Source organism: Streptomyces sp. NPDC025721 (assembly GCF_055558595.1).
Map to the genome: position 1 here is coordinate 88,964 of NZ_JBVHMF010000018.1, position 26,505 is coordinate 115,468.

Consider the following 26,505-nt stretch of genomic DNA (forward strand, 5'->3'; position numbering starts at 1 on the left):
GGGGTGGCCGGTTCCCCGCGCGGGACGTGCGGATCGTCACGGCGGACGGCCCGCACCCGGGGGCGCGGCGGCCAGGAAAGGACATGTACGTTTCCTCGGGTGCCCATGCCTACGACCGCCGCGCGCCGCACCGCGCCGCACCGTTCCGCCCTGGCCGTTCTCGCCGTGTCCGCCGTCGCCGCGCTGCTCGGCGGCACCGTCCTGACGGGGGCCGCGAGCGCGGCTCCGGCCGCCGGCACCAAGCCCGCGCCGAGACCGCCCGAGCACATGTCCACGGTGGGCGGCGACCGGCTGGGCGTGCCGGGCACGCAGGTGGACCCGGGACAGGGCGCGCCCGCGCTGCCCGCGAAGCTGACGGCGAAGTCCTGGATCGTGGCGGACGCCAAGACCGGCGAGATCTACGCCGCGCACAACGCGCACTGGCGGCTCCCCCCGGCCAGCACCCTGAAGATGCTGTTCGCCGACACGGTGCTGCCGAAGTTCCCGAAGAACACCGTGCGCAAGGTGCTGCCGAGCGACCTCCAGGGCATGGGCGAGGGCAGTAGCCTCGTCGGCATCAAGGAGAATCTGACCTACACCGTCCACGACCTGTGGCTCGGTGTCTTCCTGCGCTCGGGCAACGACGCGGTGCACGTGCTGTCCGCCATGAACGGCGGCGTCGCCAAGACCGTCGCGGACATGAACGCGCGGGCCAAGGAGTTGCAGGCGGCCGACACGCATGTGGTCACGCCCGACGGCTACGACGAGCGCGGGCAGGTCAGCAGCGCGTACGACCTCACGCTGTTCGCTCGCTCGGGGCTCCAGAACGCCGACTTCCGCGAGTACTGCTCGACGGTGAGCGCGCAGTTCCCCGGCGAGTGGAAGGTCGACAAGAACAAGAAGACCGGCAAGACCACCAAGAAGCGCGAGTCGTTCGGCATCCAGAACACCAACCGGCTGCTCAGCGGCGACTACGGCCTGTCCCCCTACCCCGGCATCGCGGGCGTCAAGAACGGCAACACCACCAACGCGGGCGCCACCTTCACCGGGGTCGCGCAGCGCGACGGCCGTACGCTGCTGGTCACCGTCATGACGCCGAAGGCCGAGCACGACCTGGTCTACCGCGAGGCCGCCTCGCTGCTGGACTGGGGCTTCAAGGCCGCCCCTACCGTCAAGCCGGTCGGCACGCTGGTCCCGCCGCTGAGCCAACTGCCGCCGCCGACCGCCACGACGAAGGCGCCCGAGGGCGACAAGGGACCGGCCACCGCCTCCGCCACGGCCGGTTCCTCCCACGACGGCCTGTGGACGGCGCTGGGCGTCGCCGCCGGTTCCCTGCTCGTCCTGGCCGTGGCGTTCATCGTGGTACGGAAGCTCCGCCCGCTGCCGTCCCCGGCCGGCGGTGGTCCTCATCCTGCCCCGCGTCCTGATCCCGCTCCGCGTCCCGGTGCTGACCCTGATCCTGGCCCTGATCCCGATCCCGATCGGGCGTCCGGTCCGGCGTCCGGTCCCGACCGCCGCTCCCGGCGCCGGAAGGGCTGACGGACTCCGGGGCCCGCGTGGCCCCGTGGACCTCGATCACCTCGACGACCTCCACGGTCTCGACGCCTTCCACCGGTTCCCCGGCGGCGTCGCCGTCACCACCGTCCCCGCCGTCCCCGCCGTCCTTCTCGGGCGGCGGCGCGTGCCTGGGCGTCGCCGTCCACGCGGCGCAGTACAGCAGCAGCTTCGCCATGAAGTTGATCCAGAGCAGCAGGGCGACCGGCGTACCGAAGGCGCCGTACACGTTCTTGCCCGCGACGCCCTGGAGGTAGCCGCTGAGCAGCACCTTCAGCAGTTCGAAGCCGACCGCGCCGATGAACGCCGCCTGGACCACGGCGCGGCGCGACGGTTCGACGCCCGGCAGCAGCGTCAGCAGGTAGGTCAGGATCAGGAAGTCGGCCAGGACGGCGATGCAGAAGCCGAGGACGGTCAGCAGCGCGCGGCCGGGGCCGTGGTCGGCGAGCCCGGCCTTGTGGACGGTCCAGTCGACGGCCGCGGTCGCGAAGCCGGAGGCGGCGAGCGAGAGCAGGGCCGCCGCGCCGAGGCCGAGCAGGATGCCGCCGTCGACCAGTTTGGCGACGACGGGGTTGCGCTCCTCGTCGTCCTTGTCCCAGACGGCGCGCAGGCAGTCGCGCAGCGAGCCGACCCAGCCGATACCGGTGAAGAGCAGCGCGGCACCGGCGATCCCGCCGATGGTCCCGGCGTTGGCGACCAGGCCGTTGATGTCGAGCTGGTCGGCGATGCCGGGGATCTGGTCGGAGATCTTGTGCTGGAGGGTGTCGAGCTGATGCTGCGACAGCAGCGCGGCGCCGATCGCGGCGACGACCGCGAGCAGCGGGAAGAGCGAGAGGAAGCTGGTGAAGGTCATCGCGGCGGCCAGCCGCGTCCAGTGGACGGTCTGGAGGTGCGCGAAGGCGCGCCAGCCGTGTGTCCGCATCGCCGCGGCGATGCGCGGGCCGATCCAGGGCAACCTTGTCAACCAGTCCATAACGAGGGGCCTACCCTCCCCCGGCCCGCGCAGTCCCGCGGAACACGAAGGTGCGGGTTCCCCAGAAGCGCAGCGCGGTCGCGAGAGCCATGCCGATCCCCGCGCCCGACACGACATCGGCGCGCGCACTGGCCAGCCCGAGCACGTAGTGGGATACGCCCAGACAGCCCAACTGCACGAGCGCGCCCGCCACGTTCACCGCGAAGAAGACCCCGTACTGCCGCGCCCTGCCGACCGCCGGGGTCCGGCCCCGGTAGGTCCCCAGCGCGTTGCCGAGATACGCCACCGTGCACCCGGCGAGGAACGACAGCGCCTTCGCCCCGATCGGCCCGAACCCGCCGGGGCCGCGCAGCCAGACGAACAGCCCGAGGTCGGCGGCGTACGCGGCGCCGCCCGCGAGGGCGAAGCCGAGGACTTCCGAGCTCAGGCCCCGAGGGGAGCGCGCCCTCACCGGTTGACCGCCGCCAGGACGTAGAGGACGACCCAGGCCAGGGCGATGACGACCAGGGCGCGGTCGCGCAGGACGACGTCCTCGGGGGCGCCCGCGGAGCCCGCGTCGGCGAAGACGGCGTAGCGCAGGACGGAGAGGATGAAGGGGATCATCGAGAGCTGCCGCCAGGGGAGCCAGCCGTTGGGCGAGGCGCCGGTCTCCATCGACCACAGGCAGTAGGCGAGTACGGCGCCGCCCGCGGCGAGCTGCCAGACGAAGCGGAGGTAGCCGGTGGTGTACGCGCCGAGGAGGGCGCGGGAGGCGCCGACCTCGGAGCCCTCCGAGTCCTCGGGCGGCGCGGGGGCCGCCGCGGCGGTGGCGTCCGGCTGGGGTCCGACCGTCGGGGCCGCGGGGGCCGCCGCCGTGGCCCGTTCGGCGAGCCGCGACATCAGGACGAGTTCGGAGTAGCGCTTGGCGGCGACCATGAACAGCGCGCCGAAGCCCGAGGTGATCAGGAACCAGCGGGACAGGTCGATGCCGAGGGCGAGGCCGCCCGCCATGGCGCGCATCAGGAAGCCGGTGGTGACGATGACGAGGTCGACGACCAGCATGTGCTTGAGCCACACGCAGTAGGCGAGCTGCATGACCACGTATCCGGCGAGCAGCCCGGCCGTGTCCGGGTTGCAGAGCACCCCGGCCGCCGCGGGCGCGAGGACCGCGAGGGCGCCGCCCGCGGCGTACGCGACCGGCACCGGGACCTGTCCGCAGGCCACCGGGCGGCGGCACTTGACGGGGTGGGCGCGGTCGGCGTCGGCGTCGCGGGCGTCGTTGATCAGATAGACGGCGGCGGAGCAGCCGGTGAAGAGCACGAAGACGACGGCGAGCTGGAGGACGGCGTGCGCGGACAGCAGGCGCCCGGCGGCCAGCGGCGCGGCCAGCACGAGGACGTTCTTGACCCACTGCCGGGGCCGGGCGGTCCGCACCAGACCGGCGGGCAGGCCCCGTACGGAGACCGGGGGCGGGAAGCGTCCGGCCGAGGGGACGGCGGTCGCCGGTACGTCGTCGATGAGCGCGGCGGTGCGTTCCGTCATGACGGCCGCCCTCCGCGCAGGGCCCAGTTCCGGCCGAGCCGGGCGGTGACGGCGCCGAGCAGCGCGCCGCAGGCCACGTCGCTCGGGTAGTGGACGCCGACGACCATCCGGGACACGCACATGGCGGCGGCGAGCGGCGGGAGCGGCGCGGCGAACGGCGTACGGGGCATCAGTGCCCCGAAGGCGACGACGGCCGCGGCGGCCGAGGTGGCGTGCGAGCTGGGGAAGCTGTGCTGTCCGGCGGTGCGGACCAGCGGTTCGGCGTCCGGCAGCACCGGGCGCGGGCGGCGGACGACCCGTTTGACCCCCATGCTCGCCGCGTGGGCCGCGCCGACCAGTGTGGTGGCGCGCAGCCAGGCGCCGCGGCGGCCGGGGTCGGCGCAGGCGCCGGCGAGACCGGCGGCCAGCCAGACCGCGCCGTGCTCGCCCGCCCAGGACAGCGCGCGGGCCGCGCCCGCGACGCGGGGGTCGGTGCCGCGGCGGCGCAGCGCGGCCAGCAGGTGGTGGTCCGCGCGTTCCGCGGCGGAGTCGGGGTAGCGCACTGGTCGGTACTCCCTCGCAGCGACGGCTCGTGACCCGGGGCCGCCACAGCTGGGCGACCGGCCGCCCCACCTGGGCGAATTGTCGGGTCATCACACTTGGACCCCGAGTGCTTACCGTGCGCGACGGCTCCTCACGCACCACCACTCACCCTTTTCAGTGAGAAAAGCCGCATAACGCACTATTCGTGATCTTTCGCACCACTCAGAGCGCTACGGTCACGGACATGCCTGTACCCTCCGCGACGACCGTCCCCGTCACCGGCGAGGGCCGCACCGCCGCCGACTCCTCGGCCGACCCCACCGACGCCTCGACCGACCCCACCGACGCCCCCCTCGATCGCGGCTCCGGCCCCGCCGACCTCCCCAGCCGCGTCGGCCCGGTCACCGGCTGGGGCCGCACCGCCCCCACCACCGCCCGCGTCCTGCGCCCCCTGACGTACGAGGCGGCCGTCGCGGCGGTCACCGGCAGCGACGGCCGCGGCGCCATCGCGCGGGGCCTGGGCCGGGCCTACGGGGACGCGGCGCAGAACGCGGGCGGCGCCGTCCTGGACATGACCGGACTCGACCGCGTCCACGAGATCGACGCCGTCAACGGCCTGGTCGTGTGCGACGCGGGCGTCTCGCTGCACCGCCTGATGGAGGTGCTGCTGCCGCTCGGCTGGTTCGTGCCCGTCACGCCCGGCACCCGCTATGTGACGGTCGGCGGCGCGATCGGCGCGGACATCCACGGCAAGAACCACCACGGCTCCGGGTCCTTCTCCCGCCATGTGCGCGCCATCGAACTGCTCACCGGTGACGGCGAGACCCGGCTGGTCACGCCCGAGGACGAGCCGGGCCTGTTCTGGGCGACGGCCGGCGGCATGGGCCTGACCGGCGTCATCCTGGCCGCGACCCTCCAGCTCCTGCCGGTCCAGACGTCGTTGATGACCGTGGACACCGAACGCGCCACCGACCTGGACGACCTGATGGCGCGGCTGACCGCGACCGACGACACGTACCGCTACTCGGTGGCCTGGATCGACCTGCTCGCGCGCGGCGCGAAGACCGGCCGCGCCGTCCTCACCCGCGGCGACCACGCCCCGCTCGACGCGCTGCCCGCCACGTCCCGCGCCCGCCGCGACCCGCTCGCCTTCCGCCCCGGACGGCTGCCCGCCGCCCCGCGCTTCGTCCCCGAGGGCCTGCTCGGCCGCACCAGCGTCGGCCTGTTCAACGAGTTCTGGTACCGCAGGGCCCCGCGCGAGCGGCGCGGCGAACTCCAGCGCCTGTCCGCCTTCTTCCACCCGCTGGACGGGCTGCCGCACTGGAACCGGATCTACGGCCGCAGCGGCTTCGTCCAGTACCAGTTCGTCGTCGGCCACGGCCAGGAGGAGGCGCTGCGGCGCATCGTCGGACGGATCGGCGCCCGCGGCTGCCCGTCCTTCCTCGCCGTGCTCAAGCGCTTCGGCGAGGGCGATCCCGGCTGGCTCTCCTTCCCGATGGCGGGCTGGACCCTCGCCCTCGACATCCCCGCCGCGCTCCCCGGCCTCGGCGCGTTCCTCGACGAGCTGGACGAGGAGGTCGCGGAGGCGGGCGGCCGGGTCTACCTCGCCAAGGACGCGCGGCTGCGGCCCGAACTCCTGGCCCGGATGTACCCGCGCCTCGACGACTTCCGCACCCTGCGCGCCACGTACGACCCGCGCGGCGTGATCACGTCCGACCTCGCCCGCCGCCTGGCCCTCTAGGGCCCGCCGCCACAGCCTCGAAGGAGCTTCCCGTGAAGGACGCGTTCGGCGCCCCCCAGTCCCTGCTGATCCTCGGCGGCACCTCCGAGATCGCGCTGGCCACCGCCCGCCGCCTCATCGCCCGCCGCACCCGCACCGTCTATCTCGCGGGCCGCCCCTCCGAGGCGCTGGACGCCGCCGCGACGCAGTTGCGCGCGCTCGGCGCCGACGTCCACGCGGTCGGCTTCGACGCCCTCGACCCCGCCTCGCACGAGGAGGTCCTCGGCAAGCTCTTCACCGAGGGCGACATCGACATGGTGCTGCTCGCCTTCGGCGTCCTCGGCGACCAGGCCCGCGACGAGCAGGAACCGCTCTCGGCCGTCCACGTCGCCCAGGTCAACTACACCGGCGCCGTCTCCGCCTCCCTGGTCTGCGCGGGCGCCCTCCAGTCCCAGGGCCACGGCTCGCTGGTCGTGCTGTCCTCCGTGGCCGGCGAGCGCGCCCGCCGCGCCAACTTCATCTACGGCAGCAGCAAGGCCGGGCTCGACGCCTTCGCCCAGGGCCTCGGCGACGCCCTGCACGGGGCCGGCGTGCACGTCATGATCGTCCGCCCCGGCTTCGTCCGCACCAAGATGACCGCGGGGCGCGAAGAGGCCCCGCTGGCCACCACCCCCGAGGCCGTCGCGGTCGCCATCGAGACCGGGCTGCGCCGCCGCAGCGAAACGGTCTGGGTGCCCGGCACCCTGCGCGTGGTCATGTCGGCCCTGCGGCACGTCCCGAGGCCGCTCTTCCGCCGCCTGCCGGTCTGACCCGGCACCGGCTCCGCGGCGCGCGCCGTCGGCGGCGGGCGGCCGTGTCGTACGCTCCACAGACGGTGACACCGCGTTCCGGAGGAGGGGGCCATGGGGGCGACTCCCGCTGACGGGAGAGGACTTCGGGGTCGGCGGCTGCGGTGGCTGACCCCGCCGGTCGTGGCCTTCGCGGTCGTCGTCAGCTCCGTCTTCGCCGTCGCGGGGCTGTCCGGGACCGGCGCCAGGTCGGCCGTGCAGAGCGCGGCCCCGCCCAGGCCCGTGCTCACCCGGGTCGGCGCGTGGACGGCGGCGCTGGCGGGCGGCGGCCAGCGGGTCCGCCACCGCACGGTCCGCATGGTCGTGCACCCGACGATCGGCGGGACGGGCGTACGCGTGCGGCTGTCGAACCGGTACGGGACCGGGCCGCTGCCGGTCGGGGCCGTGGACGTGGCCGTCCAGGCGCACGGCGGCGACGCCGTACCCGGCACGCATCACACCGCGACGTTCTCCGGGGCGGGCGCCACGACGATCCCGGCGGGGCGGGACGCGGCGACCGACCCCCTCGCGATGACCGTCAACGCGGACGAGAATCTGCTGGTCAGCGTCTACTTCCCCGGTGACGCGGGCGCGTCGGGGCGGCACTGGCTGGCCGCCGAGACCACGTACTACTCGGCGCCCGGCGACTTCGCCGCCGCCGACACCACCGCGCACTACCCCGTCTCGAACGGCGTCTGGTACTACCTCAGCGGTCTCGACGTCGAGTCCGCCACCGCCCGCGGCACCCTGGTCGCCTTCGGCGACTCCCTCACGGACGGCGCGGGTTCCAGCACGTCGGCCAACGCCCGCTGGCCCGACGTCCTCGCCCGGCGGCTGCGCGACCGGCCGGGCGGCCCGCTCCTCGGCGTCGTGGACGCGGGCCTGAGCGGCAACCGGGTGCTCACCGACACCGGCACCCGCTTCGGCACCAGCGCCCTGCACCGCTTCGCCCACGACGCCCTCGGCCAGCCCGGTGTCACGGCCGTGGTCCTGCTGGAGGGCATCAACGACATCAGCGTCGACCGCGGCCCGCACGGGCACCTCGCCGCGGCCGACCTCATCGACGCCTACCGCACCCTCATCCGCCAGGCGCACGCGGCGGGCGTACGGATCTACGGCGCGACCCTGCCGCCCTTCCAGGGCTCCCGCCCCTACACCCCCGCCGGTGAGCGGGTCCGCGAGACCGTCAACCGCTGGATGCTCGGCGGCCACGCCTTCGACGCCGTCTTCGACCTGTCCGCCGCGCTGCGCGACCCCGCCCGGCCGCACCGCCTGTCCCCCGCCTACGACAGCGGCGACCACCTGCATCCCAACGACGCCGGTTACCGCGCGATGGCGAACGCGATCGATCTCCGTACGCTGACGGCTCCGCTGACGCCGCGCGCGGCGGGCTGAGCGTCCGTACCCCCGCTCACAGGCGGCTGGGGGTCGCCTCGTCCGTCGTGTTCTCCGCGTCCTCCCCCGGCGGGGCGACCTCGCCGAAGCGGGCCAGGGCCAGGGCGCCGACGACCGCGAGGGCGAAGCCCGCGACCGCGACCGGGGCCCAGCCGTGGCGGGTGCGGTCGCCGAGGGCCAGGACGCCGACGAGCGCGGGGCCTACGGTCTCGCCGATGACCATGCCCGCGGTGGCGGCCGTCACCGAGCCGCGCTGGAGGGCGGAGGTCAGCAGCAGGAAGGCGGCTCCGCCGCCGACGAGGAGGCCGTACACGGCCGGGTTGGTGAGCAGCGCCACCGGGGTCATGCCGTCGATGACGCGGACGGCGACCTCGACCACGCCGAAGCCGAGGCCCGCGCCGAGGCCCAGCGCCGCCGCGCGGGAGCGTTCGGGGAGGCGGCCGGCCGCCGTGCCCGCCGCGAGGACGGCGAGGGCCGTGGCCAGCGTGCCCCAGCGCAGCGCCGTACCGCCGTGGTCCGCGCCGGCCCCCTCGCTGCCCGAGGCCATGCCCAGCAGCGCCAGGCCGCCGCACACCGCCGCGACCGCGCCCCACTCGCGCGGCGACAGCCGCGTGTCCAGCAGCCGCGCCGCCGCGACCGCCGTGACGGCCAGGCTCGCCGCCAGGGCCGCGCCCACCGCGTAGATCGGCAGCGACCTCAGCGCGACCAGTTCCAGCGCGAAGCCCACGCCGTCGAGGCCCAGGCCCGCCACGTAGCGCCACTCGCGCAGGGCCCTGCCCAGCAGCCGCGCGTCGACCGCCGAGCCCGAGCCTCCGCCCGGCTCCGCCGCCGCCCGCGCCGCCACCGCTTGCAGCACGGACGCCACCCCGAAACACACGGCCGCGCCCAGCGCACACACCATTCCCAGAAGCACGCCACTGACTCTAGGGCGTCCAGCACCCCGGGCCCCGCCCCGACCGCTTCCTCCGCCGCGGACGGCGAGCCGTCCCTTCCCACCGGCCGGTGGCCGGAATCCCACCGAATCGCCCCTCCGGCCCCGGTGGTGCCCCGCACGCACGTCGTGGCGCGTCGCGCAGTTCCCCGCGCCCCCAAAAAACCGGCCCACCCCGCCAGGGGCGCGAGGAACTGCGCGGCCAGCCCCCGCCGGGCCGGTGGTCCGAAGCCAACCGAATTGCCCCTCTGGGACCGGTGGTGACCTGCGGCAGCAATGTGGCTGAGCGCGCAGTTCCCCGCGCCCCTCAAAAGATCGGCCCACCCCCCGACCGAGAGACGACCCGCCCCGTCAGGGGCGCGGGGAACTGCGCGGCCAGCCCCCGCCGGGCCGGTAGCCCGAAGCCAACCGAATTGCCCCTCCTGGCCCGGTGGTGACCTGCGGCAGCAATGTGGCTGAGCGCGCAGTTCCCCGCGCCCCTAAAAAACCGGCCCACCCCGCCAGGGGCGCGAGGAACTGCGCGACAAGCCCCCACCGGCCGGTGGTCCGGAGAGGAGGGATTGCCCCCGCCGGCGGGAGGGGGGAAGGTCAGGCGGAGAGGACCGTGCGGAGTTGGGTGAGGCCCCAGTCGAGGTCGTCCTTGGAGATGGTGAGCGGCGGCGCCAGCCGAATGGTGCTGCCGTGGGTGTCCTTGGCGAGAACCCCGAGCGCCATGAGCCGCTCGGAGATCTCGCGCCCGGTCCCCACGGCGGGATCGATGTCGACCCCGGCCCACAGCCCGCGCCCGCGCACCTCGGTGACCTTGCCGGAGCCGGTGAGGAGGGCGAGCTCGCGGTGCAGGTGGTCACCGAGTTCGGCGGCGCGCTCCTGGTACTCCCCGGTGCGCAGCATGGCGAGGACTTCGAGCCCGACGGCGCAGGCCAGCGGGTTCCCGCCGAAGGTGGACCCGTGTTCGCCGGGCCGGTAGACGCCGAGGACGTCGCGGGAGGAGACCACGGCCGAGACGGGCACGACCCCGCCGCCGAGCGCCTTGCCGAGGACGTACATGTCGGGGACGACGTCCTCGTGCTCGCAGGCGAAGGTGCGGCCGGTCCTGCCGAGGCCGGACTGGATCTCGTCGGCGATGAAGAGCGCCCCGCGCTCGGCGGTGACCCGGCGCACCCCGGCGAGATAGCCCGGCGGCGGCACGAGGACGCCCGCCTCGCCCTGGATCGGCTCCAGCAGCACGGCGACGGTCTCGTCGTCCACGGCCGCTTCGAGCGCGGCGAGGTCGCCGTAGGGGACGGTCACGAAGCCGGGGGTGTACGGGCCGAAGTCCGCCCGCGCCTCGGGGTCGGTGGAGAAGCTGACGATCGTGGTGGTGCGCCCGTGGAAGTTCCCGGCCGCGACGACGATCCTGGCCCGGCCGTCCGGTACGCCCTTGACCCGGTAGCCCCACTTGCGCGCCGTTTTCACGGCGGTCTCCACTGCTTCGGCTCCGGTGTTCATCGGCAGCACCATCTCCATGCCGCACAGCTCGGCGAGCCGCGTACAGAAGTCCGCGAAGCGGTCGTGGTGGAAGGCGCGGGAGGTCAGCGTGACCCGGTCGAGCTGCGCCTTGGCCGCCGCGATCAGCCGGGGGTTGGCGTGGCCGAAGTTCAGCGCCGAGTAGCCCGCGAGCATGTCGAGGTAGCGGCGGCCCTCGACGTCGGTCATCCACGCGCCTTCGGCCGTGGCGACCACGACGGGAAGCGGGTGGTAATTGTGCGCGCTGTGCGCCTCGGCGGCGGCGATCCGCTCACCGGTGGTGCCGGTGGTACCTGCGGTGCCGGAAGGACCTGCGGTGGTGGTGGTCACGTGCGTTCTCCGTTCGTTGTACGTCGGAGGCCAGGGCGAAGGGGCGGGGTGACGCCCCTTTCTATCGTCGCTCGCCGCGATCACGGCGAAACCTCACCGACGGCGGCCAGTGGTGTCCACCAGGGGTATGGGAGCGGGGTCACCACCTGAGAGAATGATGGACATGGCAACAGATCGCCCGCGCGCGCTTTCCGGTATCCAGCCCACCGCCGGTTCGTTCCACCTGGGGAACTACCTGGGGGCGATCCGCCAGTACGTGGCGCTCCAGGAGACGCACGACGCCTTCTACATGGTGGTCGACCTGCACGCGATCACCGTGCCGCAGGACCCGGCCGAGCTGCGGGCGAACACGCGGCTGGCCGCCGCCCAGCTCCTGGCCGCCGGGCTCGACCCGGACCGCTGCACGCTGTTCATCCAGAGCCATGTGCCCGAGCACGCCCAGCTCGGCTGGGTGATGAACTGCCTGACCGGCTTCGGTGAGGCGTCCCGGATGACGCAGTTCAAGGACAAGTCGGCCAAGCAGGGCGCGGACCGCTCGACGGTCGGCCTGTTCACGTATCCGATCCTCCAGGTCGCGGACATCCTGCTGTACCAGGCGGACGCGGTGCCGGTCGGCGAGGACCAGCGGCAGCACATCGAGCTGACCCGGGACCTGGCGGAGCGGTTCAACACGCGCTTCGGCCCGACCTTCACCATCCCGGCGCCGCACATCGTGCGGGAGGTCGCGAAGATCTACGACCTCCAGGACCCGACGGCCAAGATGAGCAAGTCGGCGGCGTCGCCGAAGGGCCTGGTCAATCTGCTGGACGAGCCGAAGACGTCGGCGAAGAAGTTCCGCAGCGCGGTGACGGACACCGGCACGGTCGTCAAATATGACGAAAAAGACAAGCCGGGCATCAGCAATCTGCTCACGATTCACTCCGCGCTCACCGGTACCGGAATTCCGGAACTCGAGGAGCGGTACGAGGGCAAGGGCTACGGTGCGCTGAAGACCGACCTCGCGGAGATCTTCGTGGAGTGGGTCACACCGTTCCGTGAGCGTACGCAGGAGTATCTGGGGGACCCGGAGACGTTGGACGCGGTGCTGGCGAAGGGTGCCGAGAAGGCGCGCGCCGTGGCGGCGGAGACGCTGGCCGGGGCGTACGACCGGGTCGGGTTCCTGCCCGCCAAGCACTGAGTACGGTACGGGGCGGTACCGAGGACGATTTTTCTGCTCTCGCATGATTGTCCCGCATGATGGCTGTATGACCATGCGGGGTCATCGCGCGGGGGTGACCACGCGGCCGGCTGAACGGGGAAAGGGGTGAGCGCAGTGGGGACCTCCACGACCACCACGATCGGCGTGTCCATCGCGGTCCCGGAGCCGTACGGGCGCCTGCTCCAGGAGCGGCGCGCCGGTTTCGGCGATCCGGCGGCGTACGCGATCCCCACCCACGTCACGCTGCTGCCGCCCACCGAGGTCGACTGCGGCGCGCTTCCGGCGCTGCGCCGCCACCTCGCGCAGGTCGCCGCCGACGGCCGCCCCTTCCTGATGCGGCTGCACGGCACGGACACCTTCCGGCCGCTCTCCCCCGTGGTCTACGTCCGCCTCGCCGACGGCGGCGACGCCTGCGCCCAGCTCCAGGAGCAGGTCCGCTCGGGACCCGTCTCCCGCGAGCTCCAGTTCCCGTACCACCCGCACGTCACGGTCGCCCACGGCATCCCCGACCCCGCCATGGACCTGGCCCAGTCCGAGCTCGCCACCTTCTCCGCCGCCTGGACCGCGATCAGCTTCGCCCTCTACGAGCAGGGCGAGGACGGCGTCTGGCGCAAGATGCGCGAGTACCCCTTCGGCCGTGAGGGCCTCTCGGCCGTCCCGCACCAGCAGTCCGCCAAGGCCGCGACGCGGCTGTAACGGCGCTGCGGGGGCGGCCCGGCCGCGACTCCTGCCGCGCTTCGACCGCGCTTCGACCGTAAGCCGTCCCCGTCGGTCACATTCGGCCGCTTCCGTGCGACACATCAGCGCACCGCCCACCCACGGGCGGTGCGCTGATTCGTCAGGTCGGGCAGAAAGCCGGGAGTGATCATGGGTACGCGGACATCGGCCGTCACGTTCACGGAAGCGGTGGCGGCGGAGCGGCTGGAGCGGGCGGCGGAGGCTCTGGTGCTGCACGGCTTCGACGCGGAGATCCTCGACGACGTGGCCGCCGCGCGGGTCCGGGTGGGCGAGCTGATCCCGCCGGGCGCGAGCGTGTTCACCGGGGCCAGCGAGACGCTGCGGCTGTCCGGGATCGAGGAGGACATCAACGGGAGCGGGCGGTACGAGGCGGTCAAGCCGCGCGTGCTGGCCATGGACCGGGCGAGCGAGGCGGACGCGATCCGGCGGGCGCTGGCCGCTCCGGACGTCAGCGTCGGGAGCGTCGCCGCCGTCACCGAGACGGGGTCGCTGGTGATCGCGTCGGGCAGCGGGAGCCAGTTGCCCGGGTACGCGGGCGGGGCGGGGCGCGCGATCTGGGTGGTGGGCGCGCAGAAGGTCGTGCCGGACCTGGAGACGGCACTGCGCCGGGTGGAGGAGCACTGCCTGCCGCTGGAGAGCGCCAGGACCATGGAGGTGCACGGCTGGCCGAGCACCGTGAACCGCCTCCTGGTCCTCAACGCGGAGTACGTGCCGGGGCGCGGCACCGTACTGCTGCTCCGCGAGCCCATCGGCTTCTGAGGCACCGCCCGTTGACGGCCGCTCCACGGCCGGTTGACGGCCGGTCCCCTGTCGGTCCACTGGCGCGCGGTATTGCCGACAACGTGTGTGCAAAAGGAGGTGGCGGCCGGGTTTAGGGTGAAGCGGAAACGCTTGGAGGCATGGCCAATTGGCGAATGTGAAGCAGGGCCGTTGCATTGTCGGATCGCGCGGGAGCGACCTCGCCAGGGCGCAAGTGCGTGAATATCTGGCGCCGTTGAGGGAGCGGTTTCCCGAGGTGACCTTCACGCACCGGGTGATCGTGGAGGGCGGCGACCGCGACCGGCGCTCACCGCTGGCCAACGTGTCGGCGGTGAGCGGCGGTTCGGCGTTCAGCACCGAGCAGGAGGCCGCGCTGGCACGCGGTGACGTGGATGTGGTCGTCCACTCCCTCAAGGACCTGCCGACGTCGAATCCGCCGGGCCTGACCCTGTTGCCGCCGCCGGGGCGGGAGGACGTGGCCGACGCGCTGTGCGGGGCGACGCTCGCCGGGCTGCCGGAGGGGGCCAGGGTCGGTACGGGGGCGGCCCGCCGGATCGGCCAACTCCTGGCCGTACGCCCTGACGTGCGGATCGTGCCGATTCGCGGCAACGTACCGCCGCGCCTGGAGAAGCTGGCGACCGAGGGGCTGGACGCGGTCGTGCTGGCCCTGGCGGGCCTGCGCCGCCTCGGTCTCGACGGCGCTGTGAGCGAGGTGCTGCCGCTCGACCTCTTCCCGCCGAGTCCGGGCCAGGGCGCCCTCGGCATCCAGATCCGTGCGGACGACACCGCCGTCCGCGACCTGCTCGCCTGCGCGGGTGACGCCTCCGTCGACGCGCGGGTCCGCGCCGAACGCGCCTTCCTCGCCGAATTGCACGGCGGGTGCAGCGTTCCGGTCGGGGGTTACGCCGAATTGGACCCGGCCGGAAATCTGCGGCTGTTCGGACAGGTCACGTCTCTCGACGGCAGGACGCAGATTTCCGCCACCGTCAGCGGTCCGGCGCAGCGGCCGGAAAGGCTCGGAAGGGAATTGGCCTCGGAACTCGCCGCGCGGGGCGCCCATTCCCTGCTCGACGCGGCGCGCCACCCCGACGCGTGACGCGACCGGCGGCCGTACCGCCGCCCGGCGCGTGACCTGACCGGCGGCCGTACCGCGCCTTACGCGCGGACCGCTGGGGACATCCGGCAGGAGACGCCGATCCGGTTCCAGGCGTTCATGGTGACGCACATGGCCAGGAGGCGGGGGAATTCGTCGGCGTCGAAGAGCCGGGCCGCCTCGTCGAAGACGGCGTCGGGGACGCCGTGGTCACCGAGGTGGGTGACGGCCTCGGCCAGGGCGAGGGCGGCGCGCTCGCGGGCGGTGCAGAAGGGCGTCTCGCGCCAGACGGTGACGCCGTACAGCTTCTGCTCGGTGAGGCCGAGGGTGCGGGCGTCGGCGCTGTGCTTGTCGACGCAGTAGGCGCAGCCGTTGAGCTGGGAGACGCGGACGCGGACGAGTTCGCGGACGGCGGGGTCGAGGCCGCGGGCGGCGGCCTTGTCGAGGGCGGCCATGGCCGCGTAGAAGTCGGGGGCCTTGTCGTTGAGGTCGATCCGGCGCGCGGGCGCGGGAACGGTAGCGGTGTCGTCGGTCATCGTCGTCATGCCTCCACCGTAGGAGGAAAGTGGCTCCATGCCGTGGTCCACTTGGAGCATGAACGACTGGGCCACTCGCGGTGAGCGCACCGCCGACTACGACCTGCTGCTCGACCTCCCCGCCGCGCGGGCCGCGGCGGGCGGCGGCGCGCGGGCCGGTCTTGAGCGGGCCCTGCGCGAGGCCGTGCGCGACGGCCGCCTCTCCCCCGGTACCCGCCTGCCGTCCAGCCGGGTGCTGGCCGGGGATCTGGGCCTCGCGCGCAACACGGTCGCGGACGCGTACGCGCAGCTCGTCGCCGAGGGGTGGCTGACCGCGCGGCAGGGCTCGGGCACGACGGTGGCGCCGCGCCCGGCCGCGGTCCCCGGCCGGGCGGAGCGCGCCCCCGTGCGCCGTACGCCCGTCACCCCGGTCGAGCTGGTGCCGGACAACGCGACCGGCCTCCCGTACAGCCTGTGGCCCGGCTCGCCCGACCTGTCGTCCTTTCCGCGCGCCGCGTGGTCGGCGGCGGCGCGGCGGGCGCTGGCCGCGGCGCCGAACGAGGCGTTCGGGTACACCGACCCGCGCGGGCGGCCGGAGTTGCGGGCGGCGCTGAGTACGTATCTCGCGCGGGTGCGCGGGGTGCGGACCGACCCGGAGCACCTGATGATCTGCACGGGGTACGTGCAGGGCGTCGGTCTGCTGGCCCGCGCGCTGTACGGCCGGGGCGCCCGCCGGATCGCCGTCGAGGCGCTGGGCTTCCCGGACACCCGAACGCTGCTGCGCACGGCGGGACTTGAGACGGTGCCGCTGGACGTGGACGGCGACGGGGCGCGGGTGGACCGCCTGGACGGCTCGGCGCAGGCGGTGCTGCTGACCCCCGCGCACCAGTTCCCGACCGGTGTGCCGCTGTCCCCCGGGCGCCGGACGGCCGTCACGGGGTGGGCGCGGAGCACCGGCGCGGTGATCCTGGAGGACGACTACGACGGGGAGTTCCGCTACGACCGGCAGCCCGTCGGCGCCCTCCAGGGCCTCGCGCCCGGACACGTCGTGTACGCGGGCACGGCCAGCAAGAGCCTCGCGCCTGGCCTGCGGCTGGCGTGGCTCGCGCTGCCGCCGCACCTGCTGGACGCGGTCGTGCGCGAGAAGCGGATGGCCGACCACCACTCGCCGGTGCTCGACCAGTTGACCCTCGCCGAATTCATCGGATCGGGCGCGTACGACCGCCACGTACGCCGCATGCGCCTGCACTACCGCGCCCGCCGCGACCGCCTGGTGGCGGCCCTGGCCGAACACGCGCCCCACGTCCGGGTCTCCGGCATCGCCGCGGGCCTGCACGCCGTACTCGAACTCCCCCCGGAGACCGGCCCGTTGCAAGCCCTCGTGGACCGCGCCCACGCCCTCGGCCTGGCCCTCAGCGGCCTCCCCGTCTACGGCGCCCCCACCGCCCACGCCCCCACTTCCCTCGTCATCGGCTACGCCACGCCCCCCGACCACGCCTTCTCCGGCGCCCTCTCCCGCCTGTGCGAGGTCCTGTCGCCCGGGTAAGTGGGCCGGCGGAGAAGGGAGTCGAGGTCAGGCGGGGAGGGTGAGGAGGACTTCGTCGATGTCCTCACCGCGGGCGTTCGCGAAGCCGCGGTCGGTGCCGGTGGGGTGGAAGCCGCATTTGCGCAGGACGCGGATCGAGCCGGGGTTGTCGGCGGCGGCGCGGGCGTGCAGGGGGCGTTCGGGGGCGACGGCGAGGAGTTGGCGGAGGGCGGCGGTGGCGGCGCCGCGGCCCCAGAACTCGCGGCCGATCCAGTACGTGACCTCGCGCTCCTCGGGCGGGCCGTAGACGGCGGCGTGGCCGACGACCGTACCGTCGGAGGCCGCGACGACCGTGCGGTTGACGACGCCGGGGGTGGCGCGGACGCGGGCCCAGTGGGCGTGGAAGCGGGCGCTGTCCGACGGGTCCTCGGCGGTGAACGCGGCCATCCGTACCGCCTCGGGGTCCTGCATCTGAACGAAGAAGACGGGCAGGTCCGAGTCGCGTACCTCGCGCAGGATGACGTCCATGGGGCAAACGTAAGGGGCCCCGCACCAGGGCGGGACCCCTTACCGACGGAAAAGAGGCGGGACTCAGATGAGGCCCAGCTCGCGCACGGCGGCGCGCTCCTCTTCCAGCTCCTTCACGGACGCGTCGATGCGCGCGCGGGAGAACTCGTTGATCTCCAGGCCCTGGACGATCTCGAAGGCGCCGTTCTTCGTGGTGACCGGGAAGGACGAGATGAGACCGGCCGGGACGCCGTAGGAGCCGTCGGAGACGATGCCCATGGAGGTCCAGTTGCCCTCCGCGGTGCCGTTGACCCAGGTGTGGACGTGGTCGAGGGCGGCCGACGCGGCGGAGGCGGCGGAGGACGCGCCACGCGCCTCGATGATCGCGGCGCCGCGCTTGGCGACGGTCGGGATGAAGGTGTCGGCCAGCCACTGCTCGTCGTTGACGACCTCGGCGGCGTTCTTGCCCGCGACCTCGGCGTGGAAGATGTCGGGGTACTGGGTCGCCGAGTGGTTGCCCCAGATGGTGAGCCGCTTGATCTCCGAGACCGGCACGCCGGTCTTCTTCGCGAGCTGCGCGACCGCGCGGTTGTGGTCCAGGCGGGTCATCGCGGTGAAGCGCTCGGCCGGTACGTCGGGGGCGGCGGACTGCGCGATGAGCGCGTTGGTGTTCGCCGGGTTGCCGACGACCAGGACCTTGATGTCGTCGGCCGCGTGGTCGTTGATGGCCTTGCCCTGCGGCTTGAAGATGCCGCCGTTGGCCTCCAGCAGGTCGCCGCGCTCCATGCCCTTGGTGCGGGGGCGGGCGCCGACCAGCAGCGCGACGTTGGCGCCGTCGAAGGCCACGTTCGGGTCGTCGGTGATGTCGATGTCCTGGAGGAGCGGGAAGGCGGCGTCGTCCAGCTCCATCGCGGTCCCCTCCGCGGCCTTCAGGCCCTGGGGGATCTCCAGCAGACGGAGCCTCACCGGCACGTCCGCGCCGAGCAGGTGGCCCGAGGCGATGCGGAAGAGGAGGGCGTAGCCGATCTGGCCTGCCGCTCCGGTGACGGTGACGTTGACGGGGGTGCGAGTCATTGCCTTCTCCTGGCCTTTTCCTGCGGGTACCTGGCATTGCCGCCCCGGCAGTGGCCCGAGCGGCCCCGGAACGTGACTCTCTCGTCGTCAAGAGAGCCGTCTGTCAGGCTATCGCGCGGCGGCGCCGCCGGTGACGCGAGGGCGTGTGGCCCCGGTCACCGGGAAGGCCGCCGGGTGACGTTCCCGTGCCGCGCGGGACCCGCGTCCGCGGGTTTGCGCGGTGCGCCGCGGGTCCGCGCGTCTCAGCCCTGGCCGCCCACGCAGAGGTTGACGACGAGCAGGCCGAGGCACAGGCCGCCGCGGCCGGTGGCGCTCGCGGTCGGGGACGGCGGACCCGTGGGCGTATTCGTAGGAGAAACGGTTCCTCCGGAGGCGGGCGCCGAAGGGGACCCGGAATCGGTCGGTACGGTGCCGGGAGCGCCACCGCTCGGCGCGCTGCCGGGGCCCGCGCCGTGGGTGGCCGTGGCACCGGGTGTTCCCGGCGGACCGGCGGACGGGGAGCCGTCGCCCGTCATCACCGTCACCGAGGGCTCGGCCGTGGGGGCGGTTCTTCCCGGCGCGCCGCCCGTGCCGGGCGACGTACGGGGCGCCGCGCCCTTCGCTCCCGGCGTCAGCGGCGCGCCCGCCCGGTCGGTCACCGTCGGCGCCGCCTCGGGCGCCGGGGCCCGCCCGGTGCTCGGGCCCGCCGCGAGCAGCACCGTCACCGCCGCGCCGATCGCCAGCACCCCCGCTGTACCGAACAGCAGCGCCCTGCGGCGGCGGTTGCCCGGCAGGCCCTCCTCCGGGCCCAGCGGGTCCAGCGGATCGGGATGCGGTACGGGTTTGCCCCGGCCCCTGTCGCCGGTGCCGGTCGCGGCCTTCTCCGCCAGCTTCCACAGCGCGCCGACCCGGTCGTAGTCCGCGCCGCTCGCCTGCGCCAGCACCTCCACCGCGTCCAGCGGCGGCAGTTGCCTGCCGTTGAGGTACTTCTCCCACGACTCCGCGGACTGCGCCGTGCGCGCCGCCAGCGCCGGGACCGTCAGGCCGCCGCGGTCCTTCATCCGGCGTAACTGCACGGCCAGCCGCCGCACATCCACCGGAATCCGCTCCGCCAACGGCTCCCACTGCCCCATCGTGCCCCCTATCTCAACGAGTCCCCCGCCGGGGGCAACGCTAGAACGGGTGTCCCCTTGTCGGGGGGACTTTCCGGACAGCCTCCCCGAACTCGTCCGGACCTGCTATTGCCGGGTGCCGGGCCCCGGCCGCCTCCGAGGCCAGCTCTTCGTCCGCGCCACCGCTGTCGCGGCCCAGCGCCCGCCCCGGGGGATGCGCCCCGCCAGGGGCGCGAGGAACTGCGCGCGCAACCCACCACCGGCCGGTGGCCGGGAAACAACCGGGCTGCCACGCCGGGGGCCGGTGGCGACCTGCGCGAGCGCCGTGGCTGGCCGCGCAGTTCCCCGCGCCCCCAAAAAGACCGGCCCGCCCCCCATACGAAAGAGGGCCCGCCCCGTCAGGGGCGCGAGGAACCGCGCGCGCAACCCACCACCGGCCGGAGGCCGGGAAACAACCGGGCTGCCCCGCCGGGGGCCGCTGGCGACCTGCGCGAAGCGCCATGGCTGGCCGCGCAGTTCCCCGCGCCCCCAAAAAGACCGGCCCGCCCCCCATGCAAAAGGGGCCCCGCCCCGCCAGGGGCGCGAGGAACCGCGCGAGCAACCCACCACCGGCCGTTGGTCGGGAAACAACCGGGGTGCCCCGCCGGGGGCCGCTGGCGACCTAAGCGGAGCGCCCACGCGGCGGCGCCCCCAAAGAACCTGGCCCCGCGTCAGCCCACCGTTCCGGGCTACCGCACCGAGAAGTGGATGATGTCCTCCAGGAACGGAATCCTGATCAGCGGATCCGGCTGCGCCATCAGCGCCAGCAGCACGATCGCGAGACCGAACAGCCCGTACGTGATCACATCAGTGAACCGGCTGCGGACCGCGAGCATGCCGACCGCCGTCACGCCCCAGCGCAGCGCGGCGCCGACCAGCAGCGACGCCCCGATCACGATCGTGCCCGCGCGGAAGGCGCCGGCCGCCGTGACGATCAGCCCGATGGCCGCGCCGCAGATGACCAGCAGGATCGGCCACTGCCGGGCGGGCGCGGGGGCGTCCTTGCCCGCCGCCCGGCCGCCGCCCTCGGGACGCGCGGTGGTCCTGCCGGGCCCGGCCTCGTGCCTGCCGTGCTCCCCGGTGATTCCGGCCGCCTGTCCGAGGGAGTGCCCAGAGGAGTGCCCGGCGGACGCGGGCGCGGGCACCGGCGCCGGGCCCGAGCCGTTCTCACGGCCCTCCCCCGGCGTCCGGCCGGTCCCCGGCCCCCCGGCGCCGAAGTCCGCGGCCCCTGCCGCAGGACCCGGATCAGCCGACATCGCCCGCGGCCCGCTCGGACGCCTCCACCACGTTCTGGAGGAGCAGCGCCCGCGTCATCGGGCCGACGCCACCGGGGTTCGGCGAGATCCAGGCGGCCACCTCGGCCACGCCCGGATGCACGTCACCGACGATCTTGCCGTTCTCGTCGCGGCTCACGCCGACGTCCAGGACGGCCGCGCCCGGCTTCACGTCCTCCGGCTTGATGATGTGCGGCACACCGGCGGCGGCCACGACGATGTCGGCCTGTCGCAGATGCGCGGAGAGGTCACGGGTGCCGGTGTGGCACAAGGTGACCGTCGCGTTCTCCGACTTACGGGTCAGCAGCAGGCCGATCGAGCGGCCCACGGTGATGCCGCGGCCGACCACGACCACGTCGGCGCCGTTGATCTCCACGCCATGGCGGCGCAGCAGCTCCACGATGCCGTTGGGGGTGCAGGGCAGCGGCCCGGTCTCGTTGAGCACGAGTCGGCCGAGGCTCATCGGGTGCAGCCCGTCCGCGTCCTTGGCCGGGTCCATCAGCTCCAGCACCCGGTTGGTGTCGATGCCCTTGGGGAGCGGGAGCTGCACGATGTAGCCGGTGCAGGCCGGGTCCGCGTTCAGCTCGCGGACGGCCGCCTCGATCTCCTCCTGCGTGGCGGTGTCCGGGAGTTCACGCTGGATGGAGCCGATGCCCACCTGCGCGCAGTCGCGGTGCTTGCCCGCGACGTACCACTTGCTGCCCGGGTCGTCGCCGACCAGCAGCGTGCCGAGGCCGGGGGTGATCCCGCGGGCCTTCAGCGCCTTGACGCGTTCGGCGAGTTCGGACTTGATCGCGGCGGCGGTGGCCTTGCCATCGAGAATCTGGGCGGTCATGCCCGCCATTCTCGCGGATCGGACCCGCGCCGGACCAATCCGCCCCCGGCGCGAACCCCGCCTGGGTGCCACCTGAGCGCCGCCTGTGCCGTGCCCGGCCCCCGCCGACGCCCGCCGACGCCCGGACGGGTGCCTCGACCGGTGCCCCGGCCGCTGCCCGGACCGCCGCACCGTGGAGGCACCGTCCCGACCTCGGTCCGACACCTCTGGTCCCTTGCGCGCCGGGGCACAGGGGCCCCACGATGTGGCCTCGTCCCCCGATTGGGCCAGTACGACGGATATACGACGGATGCGGTCCGGCCGCCGCCGTCCCGACCGGCCCTGTCGTCCCAGCCGCGCGCGTAAGGAAGCAGCACGTGAGCCAACCCCCCGGCCCTCCCGGCCCCGGAAACCCGTACGGCGGACCGTCCCAGCCGCCGCAGCAGCCGCCCTACGCGCAGAACCCGTACGGCCAGGGCGTCCCGCAGCAGCCGGGCCCGTACCAGCAGCAGCCCGGCGGCTACCCCGGATACCCGCAGCAACAGCAGCAGCCCGGCGGCTACGGCTACCCCGGCGGCGGCTACCCGGGCCAGGCGCCGTACGGCTACCCGCAGGGGAACCTGCCGCCCGGCATGCCCCCGCTGGCCGGTTGGGGCGCCCGGCTCGGTGCCACGCTGCTCGACGCGCTGATGTTCAACCTCGTACCGGGCGGCCTGGTCATCGCGGGCTACACCCAGATGTCCGTCAAGCTCGCCGACCGCTGGCAGGACTGCGACGACGCGGGCATCCCCCGCGACGCGTGCCCCAACCCGCACGTCTCCGGCGGTTCCGTCGCGCTGATCCTCATCGGCGGCCTGCTCAGCCTCGTCGCCATGCTCTTCCTCTGCTACCGCGAGGGCAGCACCGGGCAGACCCCCGGCAAGAAGATCGTCGGCATCCGCCTCCTGCGCGAACACGACGGCTCCACCCTCGGCTTCGGCCTCGCCTTCGGCCGCCGCCTGCTCCACGTCCTGGACGGCCTGCCGTGCTACCTCGGGTTCCTCTGGCCGCTGTGGGACGCGAAGAAGCAGACCTTCGCCGACAAGATGGTCCACACCGTGGTCATCAAGGACCAGTCCTGACCGACCCCGCGGGGCCGCGTGCGCGGGGCCGCGAGCGGTGTAGATGACGAACGGGTCATCGGCCGACCCGCGGGGCCGCGTGCGCGGGGAACCGCGCGGCCTGCCCCACCGGCCGGTGGTCCGAAGACCACCGGTCCGCCCCGCCGGGGCCGGTGGTGACGTGCGAGCACGTCACGGCCGGGCGCGCGGTCCCCGCGCCCTGTGAAGGATCGGCGTACCGCCAGGGTCCTAGTGGAAGAAGTGCCGCGTCCCCGTCAGGTACATCGTGACTCCCGCCTTGGCCGCCGCCTCGATGACGGCTTCGTCGCGGATGGACCCGCCCGGCTGGACGACGGCGGCGACCCCGGCGGCGGTGAGGACCTCAAGCCCGTCGGGGAACGGGAAGAAGGCGTCGGAGGCGGCGTAGGAGCCGGTGGCGCGCTCGGCCCCGGCGCGCTCGACGGCGAGCCTGGCGGAGTCGACCCGGTTGACCTGCCCCATGCCGACGCCGACCGTGGCGCCGCCCTTCGCGAGAAGAATGGCGTTGGACTTGACGGCGCGGCAGGCGCGCCAGGCGAAGGCCAGTTCGGCGAGCTGGGCCGCCGTCAGCGCGTCCCCGGTGGCGAGGGTCCAGGTCTCGGGGTCGTCGCCCTCGGCCTGGAAGCGGTCCTTGGCCTGGACGAGGAGGCCGCCCTCGATGGGCTTGTACTCGGTGACGGTCTCAGGCCCGTCGGCGCAGCGCAGGACGCGGATGTTCTTCTTGCGCGCGAGGATCTCGACGGCGCCGTCCTCGTACCCGGGAGCGACGATCACCTCGGTGAAGATCTCGGCGACCTGCTCGGCCATAGCCACCGACACGGGCCGGTTGACGGCGATGACGCCGCCGTACGCGGAGACCGGGTCGCAGGCGTGCGCCTTGCGGTGGGCGTCGGCGACGTCCGTGCCGACCGCGATCCCGCACGGGTTGGCGTGCTTGATGATCGCGACGCAGACGCCCTCGTGGTCGTACGCGGCACGGCGGGCGGCGTCGGTGTCGACGTAGTTGTTGTACGACATCTCCTTGCCGTGCAACTGCTCCGCCCCGGCCAGCCCCTTTCCGCTGCCGTCGCTGTAGAGCGCGGCGCCCTGGTGCGGGTTCTCGCCGTAGCGCAGCGTCTGCTGGAGGTCGTACGTCTGCCCGCTGAACTCGGGGAACTCCTCGTTGGACGCATAGCCGTCCAGGAACCAGGAGGCGACGGCCACGTCGTACGCGGCGGTGTGCTGGAACGCCTCGGCGGCGAGCCGCTTGCGGGCGGCGAGGTCGAAGCCGCCGTCGCGGACGGCGGCCAGGACGTCGGCGTACCGGTTCGGGCTGACGACGACGGCGACCGACGGGTGGTTCTTGGCGGCGGCGCGGACCATCGAGGGGCCGCCGATGTCGATCTGCTCGACGCACTCGTCAGGGCTCGCGCCCGAGGCGACGGTCTCCTTGAACGGGTAGAGGTTGACGACGACCAGCTCGAACGGCTCGACGCCGAGTTCGGCGAGCTGCCGCTGGTGGTCGGGCAGGCGCAGATCGGCGAGGATGCCCGCGTGGACGCGCGGGTGCAGCGTCTTGACCCGGCCGTCCAGGCACTCGGGGAAGCCGGTCAGCTCCTCGACCTTGGTGACGGGGACGCCCGCGGCGGCGATCTTCGCGGCGGTCGACCCGGTCGACACCAGTTCCACCCCCGCCTCGTGCAGACCGCGGGCCAGGTCTTCGAGACCCGTCTTGTCGTAGACACTGATCAGCGCGCGACGGATGGGCTTATTCACCGACATGAACCTTTCGTCCCTCAATGCGGTAGCCGTGGCGCGCCAAGCGCCCCACGGTCTCGACGAGCAGTCGTCGCTCGACTTCCTTGATGCGCTCGTGGAGCGCGTCCTCCGTGTCGTCCGGCCGGACCTCGACCACGCCCTGGGCGATGACCGGGCCGGTGTCGACGCCGTCGTCGACGAAGTGGACGGTGCACCCGGTCACCTTGGCGCCGTACGCGAGCGCGTCGCGTACACCGTGGGCGCCGGGGAAACTCGGCAGCAGCGCGGGGTGGGTGTTGATGATCCGGCCGCCGAACCTGGCCAGGAACTCCTTGCCGACGATCTTCATGAAGCCCGCGGAGACGACGAGGTCGGGCGCGTACCGCGCCGTGGCCTCGGCGAGCGCGAGGTCCCAGGCGGCGCGGTCCTCGTGGTCCTTGACGCGGACGACGAAGGTGGGCAGGCCCGCGCGGACGGCGCGGTCCAGGCCCGCGATGCCGTCGCGGTCGGCGCCGACGGCGACCACACGGGCCCCGGCCCCGTACGAGGGATCGGCCTCGATGGCGTCGAGCAGCGCCTGGAGATTGGTCCCCGAACCGGAGACCAGGACGACGAGACGGGCGGGGGTGGAGGCGTGTGCGGGCGCGGCCACTGGCGGTGCTCTCTCGTTTAGAGGATCGTACGAGTCGGAGGCCGATCGGATGACGGGGAACCCTACGAGGCCGCCGACCGTCAGCAACGATACCGGCACTCCCGGCGGCCCCCACGGGACGGGGGAGCGCGCGGACGGTAGCGTCTGCCGGGAGAGCGGCACTTCGCGCGCCCCGCACGCGGGCGTAAGTGACGCATCTGACAGGGATGGCACATCGTCGTACGGTCGTTGCAAGACGTCAGTACACGTCGGTACAAGCCGAAGAAGGAGTCGAGCCCAAGGGGATGGCGCATCACATCATGAGCAGCGGCCGTATTCGTCTCGCGCTGCGCGCGCCCGAGGGCGATCAGCAGGACAATCCCTTCGCGCCGCCGCCGGAGGGCGCGCCCGACCGTCCATGGCAGCCGCGACAGCAGCCCTCGGACGGTTCGTCGAAGGAGGGCTCGTCGGAGGGTTCGTCGGAAGGCGGCTCCGGGGACAAGCCGGAGGGTCCGCCCCCGCCACCGCACGGCGCGCCCACCGCGTGGGGCCACGGGTGGAGCAATCAGCAGCCCCAGGGCGGACGCCCTGACCCGTTCGGACGCAGGCCGGAGCAGGGCGGCGGTCCCACCGGACCCGCGGGCAGCGGCCCGCGCTTCGACCCCACCGACCCCGCCCAGCGGCGGTCGCGCTATTCGCTGGTCTGCGGCGGCTGGGGACTGATCTTCGCCCTCCTGGGCTGGACCCCGGTGGGGCTCCTGCTCGGCGCGCTCGCCCTTTACTGGGGGATCTCCGCGCTCCGCATGAGCCCGCAGGACCGGGCCAAGGCCCGCGCCGAGGCGGCCTCCGCCCTGGCCGACGCCACCCAGACGCCCCGGCCCGCCCCGCCCGCGCCCGGGCCCGACGCCCAGCGCTCCTTCGTCACCGCGGCCTGGAGCGGCATCATCACCAGTGCCGTGACGCTCGCGCTGGTCGTCACCACGTACTCCTTGCAGTACGCCTACCGCGATTACTTCACCTGCAAGAGCGACGCCCTCACCACGCCCGCGTCGCACTCCTGCCAGAATCTCCTCCCCAGCCCCCTCCGCGACTTCCCCGGCCTCCGCTGACCCC

General features: G+C 73.8%; 24 protein-coding genes and 1 pseudogene. 11 read left to right on the plus strand and 14 right to left on the minus strand.

Annotated features, from left to right (window positions below; all coding sequences use genetic code 11):
* Positions 1-105 precede the first annotated feature (105 nt).
* The gene (locus tag ACZ4EF_RS24020; RefSeq protein WP_467506360.1) at positions 106-1,518 is read left to right on the plus strand and encodes a D-alanyl-D-alanine carboxypeptidase family protein; all 1,413 of its coding nucleotides are present in this window, start codon (positions 106-108) and stop codon (positions 1,516-1,518) included.
* Between the two features lie 79 nt (positions 1,519-1,597).
* Here ACZ4EF_RS24020 and ACZ4EF_RS24025 read toward each other — a convergent pair.
* The 4 genes and pseudogenes from ACZ4EF_RS24025 to ACZ4EF_RS24040 form a co-directional block, all read right to left on the minus strand.
* Positions 1,598-2,506: pseudogene (locus ACZ4EF_RS24025) on the minus strand (YihY/virulence factor BrkB family protein); the annotation flags it as partial.
* A gap of 10 nt (positions 2,507-2,516) precedes the next feature.
* Positions 2,517-2,957, minus strand: a complete 441-nt coding sequence (locus tag ACZ4EF_RS24030) for a GtrA family protein (protein ID WP_355336861.1) — start codon at positions 2,955-2,957, stop codon at positions 2,517-2,519.
* Positions 2,954-4,027 carry a decaprenyl-phosphate phosphoribosyltransferase gene (locus ACZ4EF_RS24035; protein ID WP_467506361.1) on the minus strand — a complete coding sequence of 358 codons (1,074 nt, stop codon included), beginning with the start codon at positions 4,025-4,027 and terminating at the stop codon, positions 2,954-2,956. Before ACZ4EF_RS24035 ends, ACZ4EF_RS24030 begins: the two co-directional genes overlap by 4 nt.
* Positions 4,024-4,569, minus strand: a complete 546-nt coding sequence (locus ACZ4EF_RS24040) for a phosphatase PAP2 family protein (RefSeq protein ID WP_391050485.1) — start codon at positions 4,567-4,569, stop codon at positions 4,024-4,026. The genes ACZ4EF_RS24035 and ACZ4EF_RS24040 overlap by 4 nt, the downstream gene beginning before the upstream one ends.
* A 224-nt stretch (positions 4,570-4,793) precedes the next feature.
* On the opposite strand from ACZ4EF_RS24040, the gene ACZ4EF_RS24045 reads away from it, so the two are divergent.
* The 3 genes from ACZ4EF_RS24045 to ACZ4EF_RS24055 all read left to right on the plus strand — a co-directional run bounded on the left by ACZ4EF_RS24045 (position 4,794) and on the right by ACZ4EF_RS24055 (position 8,491).
* Positions 4,794-6,290: an FAD-binding protein gene (locus ACZ4EF_RS24045; RefSeq protein ID WP_467506362.1), complete on the plus strand. Its 1,497-nt coding sequence runs from the start codon at positions 4,794-4,796 to the stop codon at positions 6,288-6,290.
* A gap of 32 nt (positions 6,291-6,322) precedes the next feature.
* Entirely contained in the window at positions 6,323-7,078 is a 756-nt protein-coding gene (locus ACZ4EF_RS24050) for a decaprenylphospho-beta-D-erythro-pentofuranosid-2-ulose 2-reductase (RefSeq protein WP_355336857.1), read from the plus strand.
* A gap of 93 nt (positions 7,079-7,171) precedes the next feature.
* Positions 7,172-8,491, plus strand: coding sequence for an SGNH/GDSL hydrolase family protein (locus ACZ4EF_RS24055; protein WP_467506363.1), 1,320 nt, complete (start codon positions 7,172-7,174; stop codon positions 8,489-8,491).
* Positions 8,492-8,507: 16 nt separating this feature from the next.
* Here ACZ4EF_RS24055 and ACZ4EF_RS24060 read toward each other — a convergent pair whose 3' ends face one another.
* Positions 8,508-9,392: a DMT family protein gene (locus ACZ4EF_RS24060; protein WP_355337201.1), complete on the minus strand. Its 885-nt coding sequence runs from the start codon at positions 9,390-9,392 to the stop codon at positions 8,508-8,510.
* A 618-nt stretch (positions 9,393-10,010) separates the two neighbouring features.
* Positions 10,011-11,195, minus strand: coding sequence for an ornithine--oxo-acid transaminase (gene rocD / locus ACZ4EF_RS24065; RefSeq protein WP_355337199.1), 1,185 nt, complete (start codon positions 11,193-11,195; stop codon positions 10,011-10,013).
* A gap of 226 nt (positions 11,196-11,421) precedes the next feature.
* On the opposite strand from rocD, the gene trpS reads away from it, so the two are divergent.
* The 4 genes from trpS to hemC all read left to right on the plus strand — a co-directional run bounded on the left by trpS (position 11,422) and on the right by hemC (position 15,049).
* Positions 11,422-12,435 carry a tryptophan--tRNA ligase gene (gene trpS / locus ACZ4EF_RS24070; RefSeq protein WP_391050482.1) on the plus strand — a complete coding sequence of 338 codons (1,014 nt, stop codon included), beginning with the start codon at positions 11,422-11,424 and terminating at the stop codon, positions 12,433-12,435.
* 135 nt (positions 12,436-12,570) lie between these two features.
* On the plus strand, positions 12,571-13,152 hold the full coding sequence (locus ACZ4EF_RS24075; protein ID WP_355336854.1) for a 2'-5' RNA ligase family protein: 582 nt from the start codon (positions 12,571-12,573) through the stop codon (positions 13,150-13,152).
* Positions 13,153-13,323: 171 nt separating this feature from the next.
* A complete protein-coding gene (locus ACZ4EF_RS24080) occupies positions 13,324-13,953 on the plus strand; it encodes an LUD domain-containing protein (RefSeq protein WP_391163345.1) in 630 nt (209 codons plus the stop codon).
* Positions 13,954-14,110: 157 nt separating this feature from the next.
* A complete protein-coding gene (gene hemC / locus ACZ4EF_RS24085; protein WP_467506388.1) occupies positions 14,111-15,049 on the plus strand; it encodes a hydroxymethylbilane synthase in 939 nt (312 codons plus the stop codon).
* A gap of 59 nt (positions 15,050-15,108) precedes the next feature.
* On the opposite strand, the gene ACZ4EF_RS24090 is transcribed toward hemC, so the two are convergent.
* Positions 15,109-15,591 (minus strand): carboxymuconolactone decarboxylase family protein, encoded by a 483-nt coding sequence (locus ACZ4EF_RS24090; protein WP_467506364.1) that lies wholly within the window; start codon positions 15,589-15,591, stop codon positions 15,109-15,111.
* A gap of 28 nt (positions 15,592-15,619) precedes the next feature.
* Between ACZ4EF_RS24090 and pdxR the strand changes: the two genes are divergently transcribed.
* On the plus strand, positions 15,620-17,107 hold the full coding sequence (gene pdxR / locus ACZ4EF_RS24095) for a MocR-like pyridoxine biosynthesis transcription factor PdxR (protein WP_467506365.1): 1,488 nt from the start codon (positions 15,620-15,622) through the stop codon (positions 17,105-17,107).
* 27 nt (positions 17,108-17,134) lie between these two features.
* Here pdxR and ACZ4EF_RS24100 read toward each other — a convergent pair whose 3' ends face one another.
* The 5 genes from ACZ4EF_RS24100 to ACZ4EF_RS24120 all read right to left on the minus strand — a co-directional run bounded on the left by ACZ4EF_RS24100 (position 17,135) and on the right by ACZ4EF_RS24120 (position 21,906).
* On the minus strand, positions 17,135-17,614 hold the full coding sequence (locus ACZ4EF_RS24100) for a GNAT family N-acetyltransferase (protein WP_391050479.1): 480 nt from the start codon (positions 17,612-17,614) through the stop codon (positions 17,135-17,137).
* A 63-nt stretch (positions 17,615-17,677) separates the two neighbouring features.
* A complete protein-coding gene (locus tag ACZ4EF_RS24105; RefSeq protein ID WP_467506366.1) occupies positions 17,678-18,667 on the minus strand; it encodes a malate dehydrogenase in 990 nt (329 codons plus the stop codon).
* Positions 18,668-18,909: 242 nt separating this feature from the next.
* The gene (locus ACZ4EF_RS24110; protein WP_467506367.1) at positions 18,910-19,779 is read right to left on the minus strand and encodes a helix-turn-helix domain-containing protein; all 870 of its coding nucleotides are present in this window, start codon (positions 19,777-19,779) and stop codon (positions 18,910-18,912) included.
* Positions 19,780-20,486: 707 nt separating this feature from the next.
* Positions 20,487-21,053: a DUF3017 domain-containing protein gene (locus tag ACZ4EF_RS24115; protein WP_467506368.1), complete on the minus strand. Its 567-nt coding sequence runs from the start codon at positions 21,051-21,053 to the stop codon at positions 20,487-20,489.
* On the minus strand, positions 21,043-21,906 hold the full coding sequence (locus ACZ4EF_RS24120) for a bifunctional methylenetetrahydrofolate dehydrogenase/methenyltetrahydrofolate cyclohydrolase (protein ID WP_467506369.1): 864 nt from the start codon (positions 21,904-21,906) through the stop codon (positions 21,043-21,045). The genes ACZ4EF_RS24115 and ACZ4EF_RS24120 overlap by 11 nt, the downstream gene beginning before the upstream one ends.
* Before the next feature lie 356 nt (positions 21,907-22,262).
* Between ACZ4EF_RS24120 and ACZ4EF_RS24125 the strand changes: the two genes are divergently transcribed.
* Entirely contained in the window at positions 22,263-23,006 is a 744-nt protein-coding gene (locus tag ACZ4EF_RS24125) for an RDD family protein (RefSeq protein ID WP_355336846.1), read from the plus strand.
* Positions 23,007-23,234: 228 nt separating this feature from the next.
* Here the strand turns inward: ACZ4EF_RS24125 and purH are convergent, their stop codons facing one another.
* Together purH and purN are read right to left on the minus strand one after the other, a co-directional pair.
* Complete coding sequence (purH, locus tag ACZ4EF_RS24130) at positions 23,235-24,785, minus strand: bifunctional phosphoribosylaminoimidazolecarboxamide formyltransferase/IMP cyclohydrolase (RefSeq protein ID WP_355336845.1); 1,551 nt, start codon at positions 24,783-24,785, stop codon at positions 23,235-23,237.
* The gene (purN, locus tag ACZ4EF_RS24135) at positions 24,772-25,413 is read right to left on the minus strand and encodes a phosphoribosylglycinamide formyltransferase (RefSeq protein ID WP_355336844.1); all 642 of its coding nucleotides are present in this window, start codon (positions 25,411-25,413) and stop codon (positions 24,772-24,774) included. Before purN ends, purH begins: the two co-directional genes overlap by 14 nt.
* 284 nt (positions 25,414-25,697) lie before the next feature.
* Here purN and ACZ4EF_RS24140 point away from each other — a divergent pair, with 284 nt between their 5' ends.
* Positions 25,698-26,501: a hypothetical protein gene (locus tag ACZ4EF_RS24140; protein WP_355336843.1), complete on the plus strand. Its 804-nt coding sequence runs from the start codon at positions 25,698-25,700 to the stop codon at positions 26,499-26,501.
* Positions 26,502-26,505 lie beyond the last annotated feature (4 nt).